Genomic DNA, 16,661 nt, shown 5'->3' with positions numbered 1-16,661 from the left:
CGTCAAGCCATCACAACTGTCTGAAAATCAAAGCCTTTGCTGAAGCGTTTCATTGGGGGCATGATTCCACGACGGTTTTTGTAAGCGCCTGAACGGGTGACCACATCCGCTAGCCTGGAGTTCATGACAATGCATCCCCGCGTCCTTGAGGTAACCGAACGGCTGATTGCTCGCAGCCGTGAAACCCGTCAGCGCTATCTGCAATTGATCCGGGGCGCGGCGAGCGACGGTCCGATGCGCGGCAAGCTGCAATGCGCAAACTTTGCGCATGGCGTTGCGGCCTGTGGCACCGATGACAAGAACAGCCTGCGCATGATGAACGCGGCCAACGTGGCCATCGTGTCTTCGTACAACGACATGCTGTCGGCGCATCAGCCTTACGAACATTTCCCGGAACAGATCAAAAAGGCCCTGCGTGAAATCGGCTCGGTCGGTCAGTTCGCCGGCGGCGTGCCGGCCATGTGCGACGGCGTGACCCAAGGCGAGCCGGGCATGGAACTGAGTCTGGCCAGCCGTGAAGTCATCGCCATGGCAACGGCGGTCGCGCTGTCCCACAACATGTTCGACGCCGCGTTGATGCTGGGTATCTGCGACAAGATCGTGCCGGGCCTGCTGATGGGCTCCCTGCGGTTTGGTCACCTGCCGACGATCTTCGTGCCGGGCGGACCGATGGTGTCGGGCATTTCCAACAAGGAAAAAGCCGACGTGCGTCAGCGTTACGCCGAAGGCAAGGCCACGCGTGAGGAGCTGCTGGACTCGGAAATGAAGTCCTATCACGGTCCGGGCACCTGCACCTTCTACGGCACGGCGAACACCAACCAGCTGTTGATGGAAGTCATGGGGCTGCACTTGCCGGGCGCCTCCTTTGTCAATCCGTACACACCGCTGCGCGATGCCCTGACCCGCGAGGCGGCGTATCAGGTGACGCGTCTGACCAAACAGAGCGGTGAATTCATTCCACTGGGTGAGATTGTGGACGAGCGTTCGCTGGTCAACTCGATTGTTGCCCTGCACGCGACGGGTGGTTCCACCAACCACACGCTGCACATGCCGGCCATCGCCCAATGCGCGGGCATCCAGTTGACCTGGCAGGACATGGCGGACCTGTCCGAGGTCGTGCCGACCCTGACCCACGTCTATCCAAACGGCAAAGCCGACATTAACCATTTCCAGGCGGCGGGCGGCATGTCGTTCCTGATCCGCGAACTGCTCGATGCCGGGCTGTTGCACGAGGACGTCAACACCGTGGTCGGTCGCGGCCTGCGTCGTTACACTCAGGAGCCGTTCCTCGATGACGGCAAACTGGTCTGGCGCGACGGCCCGATCGAAAGCCTGGATGAAAACATTCTTCGCCCGATCGCCCGTCCGTTCTCGCCGGAAGGCGGCTTGCGCGTGATGGAAGGCAATCTGGGGCGCGGCGTGATGAAAGTGTCGGCTGTTGCGCTGGAGCATCAGATCGTCGAGGCACCGGCCAAAGTGTTCGAAGATCAGCAGGACCTGGCCGATGCGTTCAAGGCTGGCGAACTGGAGTGTGACTTCGTCGCGGTCATGCGTTTCCAGGGGCCGCGTTCCAACGGCATGCCAGAACTTCACAAGATGACGCCGTTCCTCGGCGTGCTGCAGGATCGGGGCTTCAAGGTCGCGCTGATCACCGACGGTCGCATGTCCGGCGCGTCGGGGAAAATCCCGGCAGCGATCCATGTGTGCCCCGAAGCCTCCGATGGTGGCCCATTGGCACTTGTGCGTGATGGGGACCTCATTCGGGTAGATGGCGTAAAAGGGACATTGCAAGTTCTGATCGAACCGGCAGAATTGGCCGCCAGAGAGCCGGCAATTGGTCGCCTGTCCCATAACGTGGGCACCGGTCGCGAGCTGTTCGGTTTCATGCGCATGGCCTTCAGCTCGGCAGAGAAGGGCGCCAGCGCCTTTACTTCGAATCTGGAGACGCTCAAGTGACATTGGCGATGGTGGGTGATATCGGCGGCACAAATGCTCGTTTTGCCATCTGGGAAGACGACCAGTTGCATTCGATCCGGGTGTTCCCGACGGTCGATTACGCCAGTCCCGAGAAGGCCTTGCTGATCTATTTGCAGGACCTGGAGCTGCAGTTGGGCGACGTCGGCTCGATCTGTCTGGCGGTCGCCGGGCCTGTCACCGGTGACGATTTCCACTTCACCAACAGCCATTGGAAGATCAACCGTCAGGCGTTTTGCTCGGCGCTCAAGATCGACAACCTGATCATGGTCAACGACTTCACAGCCATGGCGCTGGGCATGACCCGGCTGCGTGACGACGAGTACCTGACCGTGCGTCATGGCAAGGGCGATCCGAAAGGCGCGCGCGTGGTCATCGGCCCGGGCACCGGCCTGGGGGTCGGCACCTTGATCCGCACCGGCGAAAGTCACTGGACCGCCGTGCCGGGCGAGGGCGGCCATGTCGACCTGCCGATCGGCAATCCACGGGAGGCCATGCTGTGGATGCGGTTGATGGCCGAGCATGAACATGTGAGTGCCGAAACCATTTTGAGCGGTGCAGGTCTGTTGCTGCTGTATCAGGTCAGCTGCGCGCTGGACGAAGTCGAGCCGGTGTTGAAATCGCCGGCCGCCATCACGTCGGCCGCGATCAAGGGTGACCCGGTCGCGAGCGCCGTACTCGAACAGTTCTGTGTATTCCTCGGTCGGGTCGCGGGCAACAATGTGTTGACCGTCGGCGGCCGCGGCGGCGTGTATATTGCGGGCGGTGTGATCCCGCGCTTCGTCGACTTTTTCATGCAGAGCGGCTTTAACAAGGCGCTGGCGGAAAAAGGCCTGATGAAGGATTACTTCAAGGATGTGCCGGTGTGGCTGGTGACGGCCGAGTACCCGGGCTTGATGGGCGCCGGTGTGGCGTTGGATCAGGCGCTGGCTGCCCAAGGCTGACAGCTGCAACCGAACGTGTAGGAGCGCGCTTGCCCGCGAAAGATGTGTCTGGACGACATTTCGTTGTTCTCGCCGCCGTCTTCGCGGGCAAGCGCGCTCCTACACTGTGTTATCTGTGCCCATAACAACAATTTCAGTGCCCACAAGGACGACCAAAGTGAACGCTGTCAGTAAATCGATTCTGGTGGTCGACGATGACCAGGAGATTCGTGAATTGCTGCAAGCCTACCTGAGCCGCTCTGGCTTTCAGGTGCGTACCGTTGGTGACGGTGCCCAGTTTCGTCAGGCGTTCAATGATGAACCGAGCGACCTGCTGATTCTCGACGTCATGCTGCCCGACGAAGACGGTTTCAGCCTGTGCCGCTGGGTCAGGCAGCATCCGCGTCAGCCCCATGTGCCGATCATCATGCTCACCGCCAGTTCCGACGAGGCGGACCGGGTCATCGGCCTGGAACTCGGTGCCGACGACTACATGGCCAAACCCTTCAGCCCTCGTGAACTCCAGGCGCGCATCAAGGCGTTGCTGCGCCGCGCCCAGTTCGGTCAGGAGCGCGCGGGTGGCGAGGTGCTGGTGTTCGATGAGTGGCGTCTGGACATGGTCAGCCACCGACTGTTTCACAACGACGGCGAAGAAGTGATCCTCTCCGGCGCTGACTTCGCGTTGCTCAAATTGTTTCTCGACAACCCGCAGCAGATTCTCGACCGCGACACCATCGGCAATGCCACGCGAGGTCGTGAGCTGATGCCGCTGGAGCGCATCGTCGATATGGCCGTGAGCCGCCTGCGTCAGCGGTTGCGCGACACCGGCAAAGCGCCGCGATTGATTCGCACCGTGCGAGGCAGTGGTTATCTGCTGGCGGCCAACGTGCTGCCGCAAGCCAGCAACGGCTACTGATTGCCAATGGTGACCGAGAAAAAGCGTCGTCTTCCCGTACCGCGCTCATTGCTGGGGCGCATGCTGCTGTTGACCCTGCTGGCCGTGTTGCTGGCGCAAACGCTTTCCAGCCTGATCTGGCTTTCCCAACTGCGTGCCACGCAGATGGAAGGCCTGATCACCAGTGCCCGCAGCCTGGGCTATTCCATGTCAGCGAGCGTCAGCTACTTCCGCTCGCTGCCGGTCGCGTTCCGTCCTCTGGTGCTCGATCAGTTACGGAGCATGGGCGGGACGCGTTTTTTCGTGTCGCTCAACGATCGCCCGCTGGACATGCAAGTGCTGGAGCCGACCGTGCGCAAGTCGGCGGTGATCAACGTGGTCGGTCAGGTGCTGCGCCAGAATCTGGGCGCTGACCCGGACATCCTCGTGCGCTTTGTCCGCCCGGAAGACCTGCGCATCTTTAACAGCGGCCTGAAGCTCGACGAGCTGCCACGTTCATGGGCGCATTACGCGTTGACGCTGGAACCGGTGAATCCGCCTGTTCTGGTGACTCAGATCGAGCTGTCGCCGGGGGAATGGCTGTACATCGCGTCACTGTTGCCCGAGCCGTACACCATGCTTGAGGAAGAAGGCTTGCCGTCGCAGCAGGTCTGGTTCATCGGCCTGACGAGTATCTTCCTGCTGGTATTTATCGGCTTGCTGGTGCATTGGCAAAGCGGCCCGCTCAAACGGCTGGCGCGTGCTGCGCGGGACTTGTCGCTGGGCGCCGACGTCGAGCCGGTGGTGGAGGGCGGCGGTAGCGAAGTGATCGAAGTGACGCGCGCGTTCAACACCATGCGCGATCGCATCAGCCGCTACCTGACCGAACGCGGGCAGTTGTTCAGCGCCATTTCTCACGACTTGCGCACACCCATCACCCGGCTGCGCTTGCGGGTCGAACTGCTGGAAGACGAGGAGATGCAGGTCAAATTCACCCGCGATCTCGATGAACTTGAACTGCTGGTCAAAGGCGCGCTGCAGTGCGTGAAGGACACCGACATTCACGAAAACATCGAGCCGGTTGACCTCAATCACGCCCTCGATTGCCTGATCGAACCGTACCTGGGCCCAAACGGTGGCGGGCGCGTGACATTGAAGGGCAAGGCCATGTCGATGTTCTACGGCAAGCCTCTGGCGTTGAGGCGTTGCATGGGCAACCTGATCGACAACGCCATCAAGTACGGCGACAAAGCGCACCTGTACGTCGAGGACGATGCCGAGGCCTTCGTGCTGCACGTCGAGGACGAGGGGCCGGGTGTGCCTGAGCAGCGTCTGGAACAGGTCTTCGAGCCGCATTTTCGCCTCGCGGGCAAACAGCAGCAGGGCTACGGCCTGGGTCTGGGGATCGCCCGTAACATCGCCCACAGTCACGGCGGTGAAGTGACGCTGCAAAATCTGCGCGAGGGCGGTTTGCGCGTGACGCTGTATCTGCCTCGAGGGGTTGAGTAGCTTGGCGCAAATCCTGTAGGAGCGTGGCTTGTCCCGCGATTGCGTCGGGGCGCGCCGTCCGTAGTCGTCTTAAGACCTCCTGTCCTTGCCGTCCTGATACACCGCCTGCAACGGTTTTACGGCGGGTTCCCCGCCGATCGCGGGACAAGCCACGCTCCTACAGTTGCAGGCCTCTACCTAGTTTTTTTTGAATGTAACCATCCAGTGACACTCGCGCATCCCTTCGTTACCGTCCGCCCAAGTCGCTTGTTTAGAATCCATGCAGCGCAAGCGCCAAGACTTGCTCATGCATAACAACAATAAAGGTCAAATAGATGAATTCGATTTCCCGTCTCGCAGCACTCATTTCTCTCGCCTCGTTGTTCCCTCTGAGCGCCATGGCCGCTGATTCCAAAGGCACTGTCGAAGTCGTCCACTGGTGGACTTCCGGTGGCGAAAAAGCGGCTGTCGACGTGCTCAAGGCCCAGGTTGAAAAAGACGGTTTCACCTGGAAAGACGGCGCGGTCGCCGGCGGTGGCGGTTCGACTGCCATGACCGTTTTGAAGAGCCGCGCTGTGGCTGGCAACCCGCCAGGCGTCGCCCAGATCAAAGGTCCGGACATCCAGGAATGGGCCTCTACCGGCCTGCTCGACACCGACGTGCTGAAAGACGTTTCCAAGCAGGAAAAGTGGGACAGCCTGCTCGACAAGAAAGTCTCCGACACGGTGAAGTACGACGGTGATTACGTGGCCGTACCGGTGAACATCCACCGTGTTAACTGGCTGTGGATCAACCCGGAAGTCTTCAAGAAAGCCGGTATCGAAAAAGCCCCGACCACCCTCGAAGAATTCTACGCAGCGGGCGACAAGCTCAAAGCGGCAGGCTTCATCCCTCTGGCTCATGGTGGCCAGCCTTGGCAGGACAGCACCGTCTTTGAAGCCGTCGTACTGTCCGTGATGGGCGCTGACGGTTACAAAAAGGCGCTGGTCGATCTGGACAATGGCGCGCTGACCGGTCCTGAAATGGTCAAGTCGCTCACCGAGCTGAAGAAAGTCGCCACCTACATGGACGTCGACGGCAAAGGCCAGGACTGGAACCTGGAAGCGGCCAAGGTCATCAACGGCAAGGCCGGCATGCAGATCATGGGTGACTGGGCCAAGTCCGAATGGACCGCCGCCAAGAAAGTCGCTGGCAAGGACTACGAGTGCGTAGCCTTCCCAGGCACCGACAAGGCGTTCACCTACAACATCGACTCCCTCGCCGTGTTCAAGCAGAAAGACGCGGGCACCGCTGCCGGTCAGCAGGACATCGCGAAGGTCGTTCTGGGTGAAAACTTCCAGAAAGTCTTCAGCATCAACAAGGGCTCGATCCCGGTTCGTAACGACATGCTGGCCGACATGGGCAAGTACGGTTTCGACTCGTGTGCCCAGACTGCTGCCAAGGACTTCCTCGCAGACGCCAAGACCGGCGGCCTGCAACCAAGCATGGCGCACAACATGGCGACCACGCTGGCTGTTCAAGGCGCGTTCTTTGATGTCGTGACCAACTTCATCAACGACCCGAAAGCCGATCCGGCCGATGCCGCGAAGAAGCTGGGTGCTGCGATCAAGTCGGCTAAATAACGCGTAGCAGCAAAGTCTGTAGGAGCGCGCTTGCCCGCGATTGCGGTGTGTCAGTCAATGCACCTGTGCCTGACACACCGTATTCGCGAGCAAGATGGACCGACACTCCGGTCACTTCTACAGAAATGGTCTCTGCATTTCATTTTTCTGTACTGGATTTCACCATGAGTTCTGTTGCTGTGTTCAGCAAAGCCTCGCCGTTCGATGCACTGCAGCGCTGGCTACCCAAACTGGTGCTGGCGCCCAGCATGTTCATCGTATTGGTGGGCTTCTACGGCTATATCCTGTGGACGTTCGTTCTGTCGTTCACCAACTCGACTTTCTTGCCGACCTACAAATTCGTGGGCCTGGCGCAATACGCGCGCTTGTTCGACAACGACCGCTGGTGGGTCGCGAGCAAGAATCTGGCGGTGTTCGGTGGCATGTTCATCGGCATCAGTCTGGTGGTTGGCGTAATGCTGGCGGTGTTCCTCGATCAGCGCATCCGCCGCGAAGGTTTCATCCGCACCATTTACCTGTACCCGATGGCGCTTTCGATGATCGTCACCGGTACGGCCTGGAAATGGCTGCTCAACCCGGGCATGGGCCTGGACAAACTGCTGCGTGACTGGGGCTGGGAAGGCTTCCGTCTGGACTGGCTCATCGATCCTGATCGTGTCGTCTATTGCCTGGTGATCGCTGCCGTCTGGCAGGCCTCGGGCTTCATCATGGCGATGTTCCTGGCGGGCTTGCGTGGCGTTGACCAGTCGATCATCCGCGCCGCGCAGATCGACGGCGCAAGCATGCCGAAGATCTACTGGAAAGTGGTGCTGCCAAGCCTGCGTCCGGTGTTCTTCAGTGCAGTGATGATCCTGGCGCACATCGCGATCAAGAGTTTTGACCTGGTGGCGGCCATGACCGCTGGCGGTCCGGGTTACTCGTCCGACCTGCCGGCGATGTTCATGTACTCGTTCACCTTCAGCCGTGGCCAGATGGGTATGGGCTCGGCCAGTGCGATTCTGATGCTCGGTGCGATTCTCGCCATCCTCGTGCCTTACCTGTATTCCGAGCTGAGGACCAAGCGCAATGACTAGTCTCGCCGCCAAACCTTCCATCAGCCTGAGCCGGATCGCGATCTATGCCGTGCTCATCGGCGCGGTGCTGATTTACCTGATTCCGCTGGTGGTGATGTTGCTGACCAGTTTCAAATCGCCCGAAGACATCGGCAGCGGCAACCTGCTGAGCTGGCCAACCGAAGTTACCGGCATCGGCTGGATCAAGGCATGGGCTACCGTAAAAGGCTATTTCTGGAACTCGATCATGATCACCGTTCCGGCGGTGCTGATCTCAACGGCGATCGGTGCGTTGAACGGCTACGTGCTGTCGATGTGGCGCTTCCGCGGCTCGCAGATGTTCTTCGGTCTGCTGCTGTTCGGCTGCTTCCTGCCGTTCCAGACCGTTCTGCTGCCAGCGTCGTTCACGCTCGGCAAGATGGGCCTGGCCAGCACTACGACCGGTCTGGTGTTCGTCCACGTGGTCTATGGTCTGGCGTTCACCACGCTGTTCTTCCGTAACTACTACGTCAGCATTCCCGATGCGCTGGTCAAGGCCGCGCGTCTGGACGGTGCAGGCTTCTTCACGATCTTCCGGCGGATCATTCTGCCGATGTCGACCCCGATCATCATGGTCTGCCTGATCTGGCAGTTCACGCAGATCTGGAACGACTTCCTGTTCGGTGTGGTGTTTTCCAGCGGCGATTCGCAGCCCATCACCGTGGCCCTGAACAACCTGGTCAACACCAGTACGGGCGTCAAGGAATACAACGTGGACATGGCGGCGGCAATGATCGCGGGTCTGCCGACCCTGCTGGTCTATGTGGTCGCAGGCAAGTATTTCGTGCGCGGGCTGACGGCCGGCGCAGTCAAGGGGTAATCATGGCAACGCTTGAACTTCGCAATGTAAACAAGACTTACGGGGCCGGCCTGCCGGACACCCTGAAGAACATCGAACTGTCGATCAAGGATGGCGAATTCCTGATCCTGGTCGGTCCTTCGGGCTGCGGTAAGTCCACCCTGATGAACTGCATCGCGGGTCTGGAAAACATTACCGGCGGCGCGATCATGATCGGCGATCAGGACGTCAGCGGCATGAGTCCGAAAGATCGCGACATCGCCATGGTGTTTCAGTCCTACGCGCTGTACCCGACCATGAGCGTGCGCGAGAACATCGAATTCGGCCTCAAGATTCGCAAGATGAGCCAGTCGGCTATCGACGAAGAAGTCGCCCGCGTCGCCAAGCTGCTGCAGATCGAACACCTGCTCAATCGCAAGCCGGGTCAGCTGTCCGGTGGCCAGCAGCAGCGCGTTGCCATGGGTCGTGCACTGGCGCGTCGTCCGAAGATCTACCTGTTCGACGAACCCCTGTCCAACCTCGACGCCAAGCTGCGCGTCGAGATGCGCACCGAAATGAAGCTGATGCATCAGCGCCTCAAGACCACCACCGTCTACGTGACCCACGATCAGATCGAGGCCATGACCCTGGGCGACAAAGTGGCGGTCATGAAGGACGGCATCATTCAGCAGTTCGGTACGCCGAAACAGATCTACAACGATCCCGCGAACCTGTTTGTCGCCAGCTTCATCGGTTCGCCGCCGATGAACTTCATTCCGCTGCGCCTGCAACGCAAGGAAGGGCGTCTGGTGGCGTTGCTGGACAGCGGTCAGGCACGTTGCGAATTGCCGATGAGCATGAGCGACGCAGGACTCGAAGACCGTGAGGTGATTCTGGGCCTTCGTCCGGAACAGATCGTGTTAGCGTCCGGTGAAAATGCGGGGACGCCGACCATTCGCGCTGAAGTGCAGGTCACCGAGCCGACGGGGCCCGACACGCTGGTATTTGTCACGCTGAACGAGAGCAAGGTTTGTTGCCGTCTGGCGCCGGATGTCGCGCCAGCGGTGGGTGAAACCCTGACCCTGCAGTTCGACCCGAGCAAGGTGTTGCTGTTCGACGCCAAGACTGGCGAACGTCTGGGCGCGTTGGGAACGTCGCTGTCCGCTGAAAGCATGGGGAACGTCACGCGGCTTAACCGCAACTGATTCCGCACGCGGGTGCACTGCGTCAACGAGCACTTCTGACGGGTCGATTTCTGCCGTAAAAAAGGCCCGTCAGGCACACGAAGCAAGTGGTTACAACGCTGTTTAGAGCTAATAACAATAAAACGAGGATTTAAGGGATGAAGAAGGTAAAAGGCAAATCGCTTAACCAGTTTCAGCTGATCGGTGGTTTATCGGTATTGAGCGCGTTGTCGCTGTCCGGAACGGCCTCCGCCATGGAGCCTTTCAAAGCCAGCGAACACCTTACCGGCGACTGGGGCGGTCTTCGCCAAGAGCTGTACGACAAGGGTTACGACTTCCCTATCGAATACGTGGGTGAGGCGGCTTCCAACCTCAATGGCGGTTACAACGACGACAGAACCGGCCGTTACAGCGATCAGTTCGCGTTCGGCGTGCAGATGGATCTGCAGAAAATCCTCGGTTGGCATGATGCGGAATTCAAGCTGGCGATCACCGAGCGTAGCGGTAACAACATTTCCAACGACCGTATCGGCGACCCTCGTGCCGGCACTCTCAGTTCTTCACAGGAAGTCTGGGGTCGTGGTCAGACCTGGCGTCTGACGCAGATGTGGGTCAAGCAGAAGTACTTCGACGGCGCCCTGGACATCAAGGTCGGTCGTTTCGGTGAGGGCGAGGACTTCAACAGCTTCCCTTGCGACTTCCAGAACCTGTCGTTCTGCGGCTCGCAAGTGGGTAACTACGTAAACACCTGGTACAACTGGCCAGTCAGCCAGTGGGCGCTGCGCGTGAAGTACAACATCACGCCTGAAGTCTTCGCCCAGATCGGTGTCTACGAGCAGAACCCTTCGTACCTGGAAACCGGCAACAGCTTCAAACTCAGCGGCAGCGGCGCCAAAGGCACCGTGGTTCCGGTTGAAGTCGTGTGGTCGCCGAACGTCAACTCGCTGCCTGGCGAGTACCGTCTGGGTTACTACGTGAGCAGCCCGAGCGCCGATGATCTCTACGAGAACGAGAATGGTCAGCCTCAAGCCATTGCTGGCGGTGACTTCAAGTCTCACAAGGACAAGCACGGCTGGTGGGTCGTGGCTCAGCAACAGCTGACCAGCCACAACGGTGACGCATCCCGTGGTCTGAGCATCTTCGCCAACGCCACTGTGCATGACAAAGCCACCAACTTCGTCGACAACTATCAGCAGATCGGTTTCGTCTACAAAGGCCCGTTCGATGCGCGTCCGAAGGATGACATCGGCATCGGTGTCGCTCGTATTCACGTCAACGACGATGCTCAGGACAACCGTCGCCTGGTCAACGCCGTCAACGGTATCGACGACTACGACAACCCGAACTTCCTGCCTATCCAGAAGACCGAATACAACTCGGAAATCTACTACGGCGTGCATGTCACCGACTGGCTGACCGTGCGTCCTAACCTGCAATACGTGAAGAGCCCGGGCGGTGTGGACGAAGTCCAGAACGCACTGGTTGCAGGTATCAAGATTCAGTCCAAGTTCTAATCGCTACACCGTTGTGCGGACCGCTCCTCCGCACATCGCTCTCTGATGTGCTTCACAAACGATCAAGGGTCGTGTGTGCTTTACGGGCAGCTCAGCTGCCCGTTTTTTTGTGTGGTAATTGCTCCGGATCCGGAGCGTTTTTTTATTGATGATGAAGTGGGTGTGCAGGTGTTTCCCTTGTAGCAGCGCGCTTCTGCAAAGAACCATCGAACCCACTATCCGGACTTGAACAGTAATGGCTATCAGGGACTCAGAATCGCTGGAGCATCCTCTTCAGCGCTTTTATACCTCGGTCCGACCTCAGCCGACCTTTCAGTGGGAGCGTTACCAGCAGCGTGACGTGCTGGTGATCAATCACCCCCTATGTCAGGCCGTGTTCAGCCGTCAGGGAGGGCAGCTGCTGCATTTCCAACCGACCGGTCAAAAGCCGTGGCTGTGGTGCGCGGCGCAGTGGCCGCAGGTCGGGGCGATTCGCGGCGGCGTGCCGGTGTGCTGGCCATGGGTCGGGCGTCATCCCGGCGAAGGCGGCTGGCCCGCCAACGGATGGGGACGTCTGCTCGACTGGAAGCTGATCGAGAGCCAGGAGCACGATGCCGGCGTTTCGCTGCATTGGCGCTTGTCGTTGTGGGACTGGCAGGCCGATCTCTACGCCGAATTAGGCCAGAGCATGGACTTGCGTCTGGAGACGCAACACGAAGACAGCGAGCCTTGTCAGTTCGGTCATGCCCTGCACGCCTACTGGCGCATAAGCGACATCGCAGAGGTTGCACTGGAGGGCCTCGATGGCGTTCAGGGCTATGACGAAATCAGTCGCAGTGCCTGTGAGCAGAAGGGTGAATTGAGGGTGCTGGGCAGCTGTCAGCGAGTCTTCGAGCATGCCGGTTCGCTGCAACTGCACGACGATGCCTGGCAGCGACGTTTAAACATCGACACCCGCGACAGCATTAGCACGGCGGTCTGGCATCCTGGCAGCCGACCCTTGCTGGGCGTGGCGGGCAATGAAGCGATGGGATTCCTGCGGGTCGAGGCCGTGTCGGGCGTCGACGACTGCCTGAGCCTTGCGCCGGGGCAGCAGGCGCGGGTGAGTTTGCAGGCGAGGTTGGTGCATTAGGGGTTGGCTTAAGGTTGGTTACTCTGAAGCCCAAAGCCAACACCTAAGGGCTTCAAACAAGTCCCAAGCCAACCCCTCAATTCAACTCATCATCCGCCGGATAACGGCTGGCATTGAGGCTTTCCTTGATCTTGCGCAGGTGCGGCTGGAAGTCGACGCCGCGGCGAAGGGTCATGCCGGTGGCGAGGACATCCAGCACGGTCAACTGAACGATCCGCGACGTCATCGGCATATAAATGTCGGTGTCTTCGGGCAGCGGGATATTCAGACTCAAGGTGCTGGCTTTGGCCAGTGGCGAATCCGCTGCGGTCAGCCCGAGCACCGACGCGCCGTTTTCCCGCGCAATGCGCGCCACTTCCACCAGTTCGCGCGTGCGGCCGGTGTAGGAAATGATCACGAACAGCTCACCCGTGTGCGCCACAGAAGCCAGCATGCGCTGCACCAGCACATCGGCATGAGCCGTGACCGCCAGATTGAAGCGGAAGAATTTGTGCTGGGCGTCCAGCGCCACCGGGGCCGAGGCACCCAGCCCGAAGAAGTGGATCTGACGCGCCTGGATCAACAGGTCAACGGCCTTGCTGATCAGGTTCGGATCGAGCACCTGGCAGACACTGTCCAGTGACGCGATGGCGCTGGCGAAAATCTTGCGTGTATAGGCTTCCGGATTATCATCGGCTTCAACCGCGCGGCTGACGTAGGCGGCGCCGCTGGCCAGGCTCTGCGCCAATTGCAGCTTGAGTTCGGGATAGCCACTGACATCGAACGAGCGGCAGAAGCGATTGACAGTGGGCTCACTGACCTTCGCGGCCTGGGCCAGCGCGGCAATACTGAAGCGCGTGGCCTGCTGAGGGTTGGTGAGGATCACCTCGGCCACCTTGCGCTCGGCCTTGTTCAATTCTTCAAGACGACTCTGGATCTGCTCCAGAAGATTGCGTACGCGGTCCATTCAAAGTCCTTCTCGTGAAGCTGTAACAGGCTGATCTGAGGGCCTTTATTAAAAAGGTATGCATCAGGGCCTTTAGCCTGTAGCAAAGGTGGCCTATCGTACTGAGGGCCTGTGGTGATCACCACTGTAATGTGGTTTTCAAAGAAATGTTGTGGTTATTACTACATTTGGCCTTGAGTAACGCCTTTAAAAAAGGTATTTGTAGCCTAACTTGATAAAAGAACCAACATTATGCTCTCGATTACGGTTGAACCGTGCACATTTGCCTTGTTCGGCGCCTTGGGCGACCTGGCGGTGCGCAAACTGTTTCCCGCGTTGTACCAGCTGGACCGTGCCGGACTCCTGCATGCCGAGACCCGAATCCTTGCCTTGGCGCGTGAGCCGGGTACTCCAGAGGAGCATCTGGCTTACATCGATAAAAACCTGCGCCGCTTTGTACCGGAGGTTCAGCTCGAGAGTGAACACGTGGAGCGTTTTCAGGCGCGCCTGAGCTACCTGCACGTGGATTTCCTCAGGGGCGATGATTACGTCGCGCTCGCTGAAGCCGTGGGCGATGCGCAGACGATGATCGCGTACTTCGCCACCCCGGCCTCGGTCTATGGCGGGATCTGCGAAAACCTGGCGCGGGTCGGCCTGGCCGACCGCACGCGCGCGGTGCTGGAGAAGCCGATCGGTCATGATCTGGCGTCTTCGCGTCGGGTCAACGATGCCGTCGCCAAGTTTTTCCCGGAAAACCGCGTGTATCGGATCGACCACTATCTGGGCAAAGACACCGTTCAGAACCTCATCGCGCTGCGGTTTGCCAACAGCCTGTTCGAAACCCAATGGAACCAGAACTACATTTCCCACGTCGAGATTACGGTGGCGGAGAAAGTAGGCATCGAGGGGCGTTGGGGGTATTTCGACCAGGCTGGCCAGCTGCGCGACATGATTCAGAACCACCTGTTGCAACTGCTTTGCCTGATTGCGATGGACCCGCCCAGCGACCTGTCCGCCGACAGTATCCGTGATGAGAAGGTCAAGGTGCTCAAGGCACTGGCGCCGTTCACCCCGGAACGCCTTGCAACCCAAGTGGTGCGCGGGCAGTACATCGCCGGTTACAGCGAAGGCAAACCGGTTCCCGGTTATCTGGAAGAGGAAAACTCCAACACCCAGAGCGACACCGAAACGTTTGTTGCCATTCGTGCCGATATCCGTAACTGGCGCTGGGCGGGGGTTCCGTTCTATCTGCGTACCGGCAAACGCATGCCGCAGAAGTTGTCGCAGATCGTGATCCACTTCAAGGAACCGCCGCACTACATCTTCGCCCCGGAACAACGGATGCAGATCAGCAACCGTCTGATCATTCGCCTGCAGCCTGATGAAGGTATTTCGCTGCAAGTGATGACCAAGGATCAGGGGCTGGATAAAGGTATGCAACTGCGCAGCAACCCCTTGCAACTGAGCTTCTCCGACGCTTACCGCAGCGCCCGTATTCCGGACGCCTACGAGCGGTTGTTGTTGGAGGTCATGCGTGGCAATCAAAACCTGTTTGTCCGCAAAGATGAGATCGAGTATGCGTGGCAATGGTGCGACCAGCTGATTGCAGGCTGGAAGAAGGCGGGCGATGCGCCCAAGCCTTATGCCGCTGGCTCCTGGGGGCCGATGAGTTCCATTGCGCTCATTACTCGTGACGGGAGGTCCTGGTATGGCGATATGTGAACTTGAATTTCCGGCTGGCCTGAAAACCAGCGAATTCGATAACCCTGAAGGGCTGGCCAACGCGCTGGCTGACCATGTGGCCGAGCGTCTGTCGGCGGCCATTGCCCATAACCCGCACGGCGTCGCGACGCTGGTGGTGTCCGGGGGCAAAAGTCCCGTGGCATTCTTTCAGGCGCTGGCGCAGAAGCCGATCCAGTGGTCGAAGGTCTGCATCAGTCTGGCCGACGAGCGCTGGGTGCCGACCGAACACGCCGACAGCAATGCCGGTCTGCTCAAGCGTTACCTCTTTCAAGGGCCGGCAGCGCAGGCCGGTTTTTTCAGCCTCTATCGTCCGACTACGACGCTGGACGAGGCTGCGGCCGCGACGGATGAAGCGCTCAAGGAGCTGCCGAAAATCGACGTGCTGGTATTGGGCATGGGCGACGATGGCCATACGGCGTCGCTGTTTCCCGACAGCCCGAACCTGGCCGAAGCGCTGGATCTGAGCAGCGAGCGTCGCTGCCTGCCAATGCTTGCGCCGAGCATCCCTCATCAGCGTCTGACCATGACGCGGTCCCTGTTGGCGTCGGCAACGACACCGATCCTGTCCATTTCCGGGCAGGCGAAACTGGAAACCCTGCGCAAGGCGCTGGCGGGCGATGACCTCGCCGAAATGCCGGTGCGTGCGTTCCTTAACCCGTCTTTAGAGATTTACTGGTGCCCATAAGCAAAGGATCAGCCGCCATGGAAAATACCCAAGTGAAACAGCCGTTGAATAGCATGGCGAGCAAGATTGCCCAGATCGACGAACTCTGCAAAAAAGCAAAGATTCTGCCGGTCATCACCATTGCGCGCGAACAGGACGTGCTGCCGCTGGCCGATGCGCTGGCGGCAGGCGGCCTGAACGCGCTGGAAATCACCCTGCGTTCCGAATTCGGCCTCAAGGCCATTCGCATGCTGCGCGATGCGCGTCCTGAACTGAGTGTCGGTGCTGGCACCATTCTCGACCGCCACATGCTCAAGGCAGCAGAAGAAGCCGGTTCGCAGTTCATCGTCACGCCTGGCAGCACGCAGGATCTGCTCGAAGCCGGCGCTCAGAGCGAACTGCCTCTGCTGCCGGGCATCAGCAGCGCATCGGAGATCATGATCGGTTACGCCTTGGGCTATCGCCGCTTCAAGCTGTTCCCGGCTGAAATCAGCGGCGGCGTCGGCGCGATCAAAGCGTTGGGCGGTCCATTTCCGGAAGTGCGTTTCTGCCCGACTGGTGGTGTCAGCGCCGCCAACCTGAAGAACTACATGGCGCAGCCAAACGTGATGTGCGTAGGCGGCACCTGGATGATCGACAACGCCTGGGTGAAGAGCGGCGATTGGGGTCGTATCACCGATGCCACCGCCGAGGCGATCGCGCTGTTCGATTGATTGAATGATTCGAACGCCCCAATGATCGATCTTCGACAGCTCCGGTTCATGACGGAG

General features: G+C 59.6%; 14 protein-coding genes. 13 read left to right on the top strand and 1 reads right to left on the bottom strand.

Going from position 1 to position 16,661, the window contains the following annotated elements:
- Nucleotides 1-129 precede the first annotated feature (129 nt).
- The 10 genes from edd to ABDX87_RS08975 all read left to right on the top strand — a co-directional run bounded on the left by edd (nucleotide 130) and on the right by ABDX87_RS08975 (nucleotide 12,559).
- Entirely contained in the window at nucleotides 130-1,956 is a 1,827-nt protein-coding gene (edd, locus tag ABDX87_RS09020; RefSeq protein ID WP_346832551.1) for a phosphogluconate dehydratase, read from the top strand.
- An 8-nt stretch (nucleotides 1,957-1,964) separates the two neighbouring features.
- A complete protein-coding gene (locus tag ABDX87_RS09015) occupies nucleotides 1,965-2,918 on the top strand; it encodes a glucokinase (RefSeq protein ID WP_431061245.1) in 954 nt (317 codons plus the stop codon).
- Nucleotides 2,919-3,075: 157 nt separating this feature from the next.
- Nucleotides 3,076-3,813: a response regulator gene (locus tag ABDX87_RS09010; protein ID WP_062384381.1), complete on the top strand. Its 738-nt coding sequence runs from the start codon at nucleotides 3,076-3,078 to the stop codon at nucleotides 3,811-3,813.
- A 6-nt stretch (nucleotides 3,814-3,819) separates the two neighbouring features.
- A complete protein-coding gene (locus ABDX87_RS09005; protein WP_346832549.1) occupies nucleotides 3,820-5,280 on the top strand; it encodes an ATP-binding protein in 1,461 nt (486 codons plus the stop codon).
- Between the two features lie 314 nt (nucleotides 5,281-5,594).
- The gene (locus tag ABDX87_RS09000) at nucleotides 5,595-6,881 is read left to right on the top strand and encodes an ABC transporter substrate-binding protein (RefSeq protein WP_346832548.1); all 1,287 of its coding nucleotides are present in this window, start codon (nucleotides 5,595-5,597) and stop codon (nucleotides 6,879-6,881) included.
- Between the two features lie 164 nt (nucleotides 6,882-7,045).
- Complete coding sequence (locus tag ABDX87_RS08995; protein WP_081565381.1) at nucleotides 7,046-7,954, top strand: carbohydrate ABC transporter permease; 909 nt, start codon at nucleotides 7,046-7,048, stop codon at nucleotides 7,952-7,954.
- Entirely contained in the window at nucleotides 7,947-8,792 is an 846-nt protein-coding gene (locus ABDX87_RS08990) for a carbohydrate ABC transporter permease (protein ID WP_062384370.1), read from the top strand. The genes ABDX87_RS08995 and ABDX87_RS08990 overlap by 8 nt, the downstream gene beginning before the upstream one ends.
- A gap of 2 nt (nucleotides 8,793-8,794) precedes the next feature.
- Nucleotides 8,795-9,955, top strand: coding sequence for an ABC transporter ATP-binding protein (locus tag ABDX87_RS08985; RefSeq protein ID WP_346832547.1), 1,161 nt, complete (start codon nucleotides 8,795-8,797; stop codon nucleotides 9,953-9,955).
- Between the two features lie 137 nt (nucleotides 9,956-10,092).
- Nucleotides 10,093-11,448 (top strand): carbohydrate porin, encoded by a 1,356-nt coding sequence (locus ABDX87_RS08980; RefSeq protein WP_346832546.1) that lies wholly within the window; start codon nucleotides 10,093-10,095, stop codon nucleotides 11,446-11,448.
- A gap of 235 nt (nucleotides 11,449-11,683) precedes the next feature.
- Nucleotides 11,684-12,559, top strand: a complete 876-nt coding sequence (locus ABDX87_RS08975; RefSeq protein WP_346832545.1) for a D-hexose-6-phosphate mutarotase — start codon at nucleotides 11,684-11,686, stop codon at nucleotides 12,557-12,559.
- A gap of 76 nt (nucleotides 12,560-12,635) precedes the next feature.
- Here ABDX87_RS08975 and ABDX87_RS08970 read toward each other — a convergent pair whose 3' ends face one another.
- Nucleotides 12,636-13,505, bottom strand: a complete 870-nt coding sequence (locus ABDX87_RS08970) for a MurR/RpiR family transcriptional regulator (protein WP_346832544.1) — start codon at nucleotides 13,503-13,505, stop codon at nucleotides 12,636-12,638.
- A 231-nt stretch (nucleotides 13,506-13,736) separates the two neighbouring features.
- Here ABDX87_RS08970 and zwf point away from each other — a divergent pair, with 231 nt between their 5' ends.
- Genes zwf through ABDX87_RS08955 form a run of 3 tightly spaced genes read left to right on the top strand, consistent with a single transcriptional unit; the run spans nucleotide 13,737 to nucleotide 16,604 of the window.
- Entirely contained in the window at nucleotides 13,737-15,206 is a 1,470-nt protein-coding gene (zwf, locus tag ABDX87_RS08965) for a glucose-6-phosphate dehydrogenase (RefSeq protein WP_074753829.1), read from the top strand.
- On the top strand, nucleotides 15,193-15,912 hold the full coding sequence (gene pgl, locus ABDX87_RS08960) for a 6-phosphogluconolactonase (RefSeq protein ID WP_346832543.1): 720 nt from the start codon (nucleotides 15,193-15,195) through the stop codon (nucleotides 15,910-15,912). Before zwf ends, pgl begins: the two co-directional genes overlap by 14 nt.
- A 17-nt stretch (nucleotides 15,913-15,929) precedes the next feature.
- Nucleotides 15,930-16,604, top strand: coding sequence for a bifunctional 4-hydroxy-2-oxoglutarate aldolase/2-dehydro-3-deoxy-phosphogluconate aldolase (locus ABDX87_RS08955; RefSeq protein ID WP_074753833.1), 675 nt, complete (start codon nucleotides 15,930-15,932; stop codon nucleotides 16,602-16,604).
- Nucleotides 16,605-16,661: the final 57 nt, after the last annotated feature.

Origin of the sequence: Pseudomonas abietaniphila (assembly GCF_039697315.1) — a bacterium.
Classification (GTDB): Bacteria; Pseudomonadota; Gammaproteobacteria; order Pseudomonadales; family Pseudomonadaceae; genus Aquipseudomonas; species Aquipseudomonas abietaniphila_B.
Note: the sequence above shows the minus strand (reverse complement) of the source record. Positions and strands in the feature narration are given on the sequence as shown.

Bases quoted from the DNA above. Each gene is read 5' to 3' on its own strand.
- zwf (WP_074753829.1), top strand. From the start codon at position 13,737: ATGCTCTCGATTACGGTTGAACCGTGCACATTTGCCTTGTTCGGCGCC.
- ABDX87_RS08985 (WP_346832547.1), top strand. From the start codon at position 8,795: ATGGCAACGCTTGAACTTCGCAATGTAAACAAGACTTACGGGGCCGGC.
- ABDX87_RS08970 (WP_346832544.1), bottom strand. From the start codon at position 13,505: ATGGACCGCGTACGCAATCTTCTGGAGCAGATCCAGAGTCGTCTTGAA.
- ABDX87_RS08995 (WP_081565381.1), top strand. From the start codon at position 7,046: ATGAGTTCTGTTGCTGTGTTCAGCAAAGCCTCGCCGTTCGATGCACTG.
- ABDX87_RS08955 (WP_074753833.1), top strand. From the start codon at position 15,930: ATGGAAAATACCCAAGTGAAACAGCCGTTGAATAGCATGGCGAGCAAG.
- ABDX87_RS08975 (WP_346832545.1), top strand. From the start codon at position 11,684: ATGGCTATCAGGGACTCAGAATCGCTGGAGCATCCTCTTCAGCGCTTT.
- pgl (WP_346832543.1), top strand. From the start codon at position 15,193: ATGGCGATATGTGAACTTGAATTTCCGGCTGGCCTGAAAACCAGCGAA.
- ABDX87_RS08990 (WP_062384370.1), top strand. From the start codon at position 7,947: ATGACTAGTCTCGCCGCCAAACCTTCCATCAGCCTGAGCCGGATCGCG.
- ABDX87_RS09005 (WP_346832549.1), top strand. From the start codon at position 3,820: ATGGTGACCGAGAAAAAGCGTCGTCTTCCCGTACCGCGCTCATTGCTG.
- ABDX87_RS09000 (WP_346832548.1), top strand. From the start codon at position 5,595: ATGAATTCGATTTCCCGTCTCGCAGCACTCATTTCTCTCGCCTCGTTG.
- ABDX87_RS09015 (WP_431061245.1), top strand. From the start codon at position 1,965: ATGGTGGGTGATATCGGCGGCACAAATGCTCGTTTTGCCATCTGGGAA.
- ABDX87_RS08980 (WP_346832546.1), top strand. From the start codon at position 10,093: ATGAAGAAGGTAAAAGGCAAATCGCTTAACCAGTTTCAGCTGATCGGT.
- edd (WP_346832551.1), top strand. From the start codon at position 130: ATGCATCCCCGCGTCCTTGAGGTAACCGAACGGCTGATTGCTCGCAGC.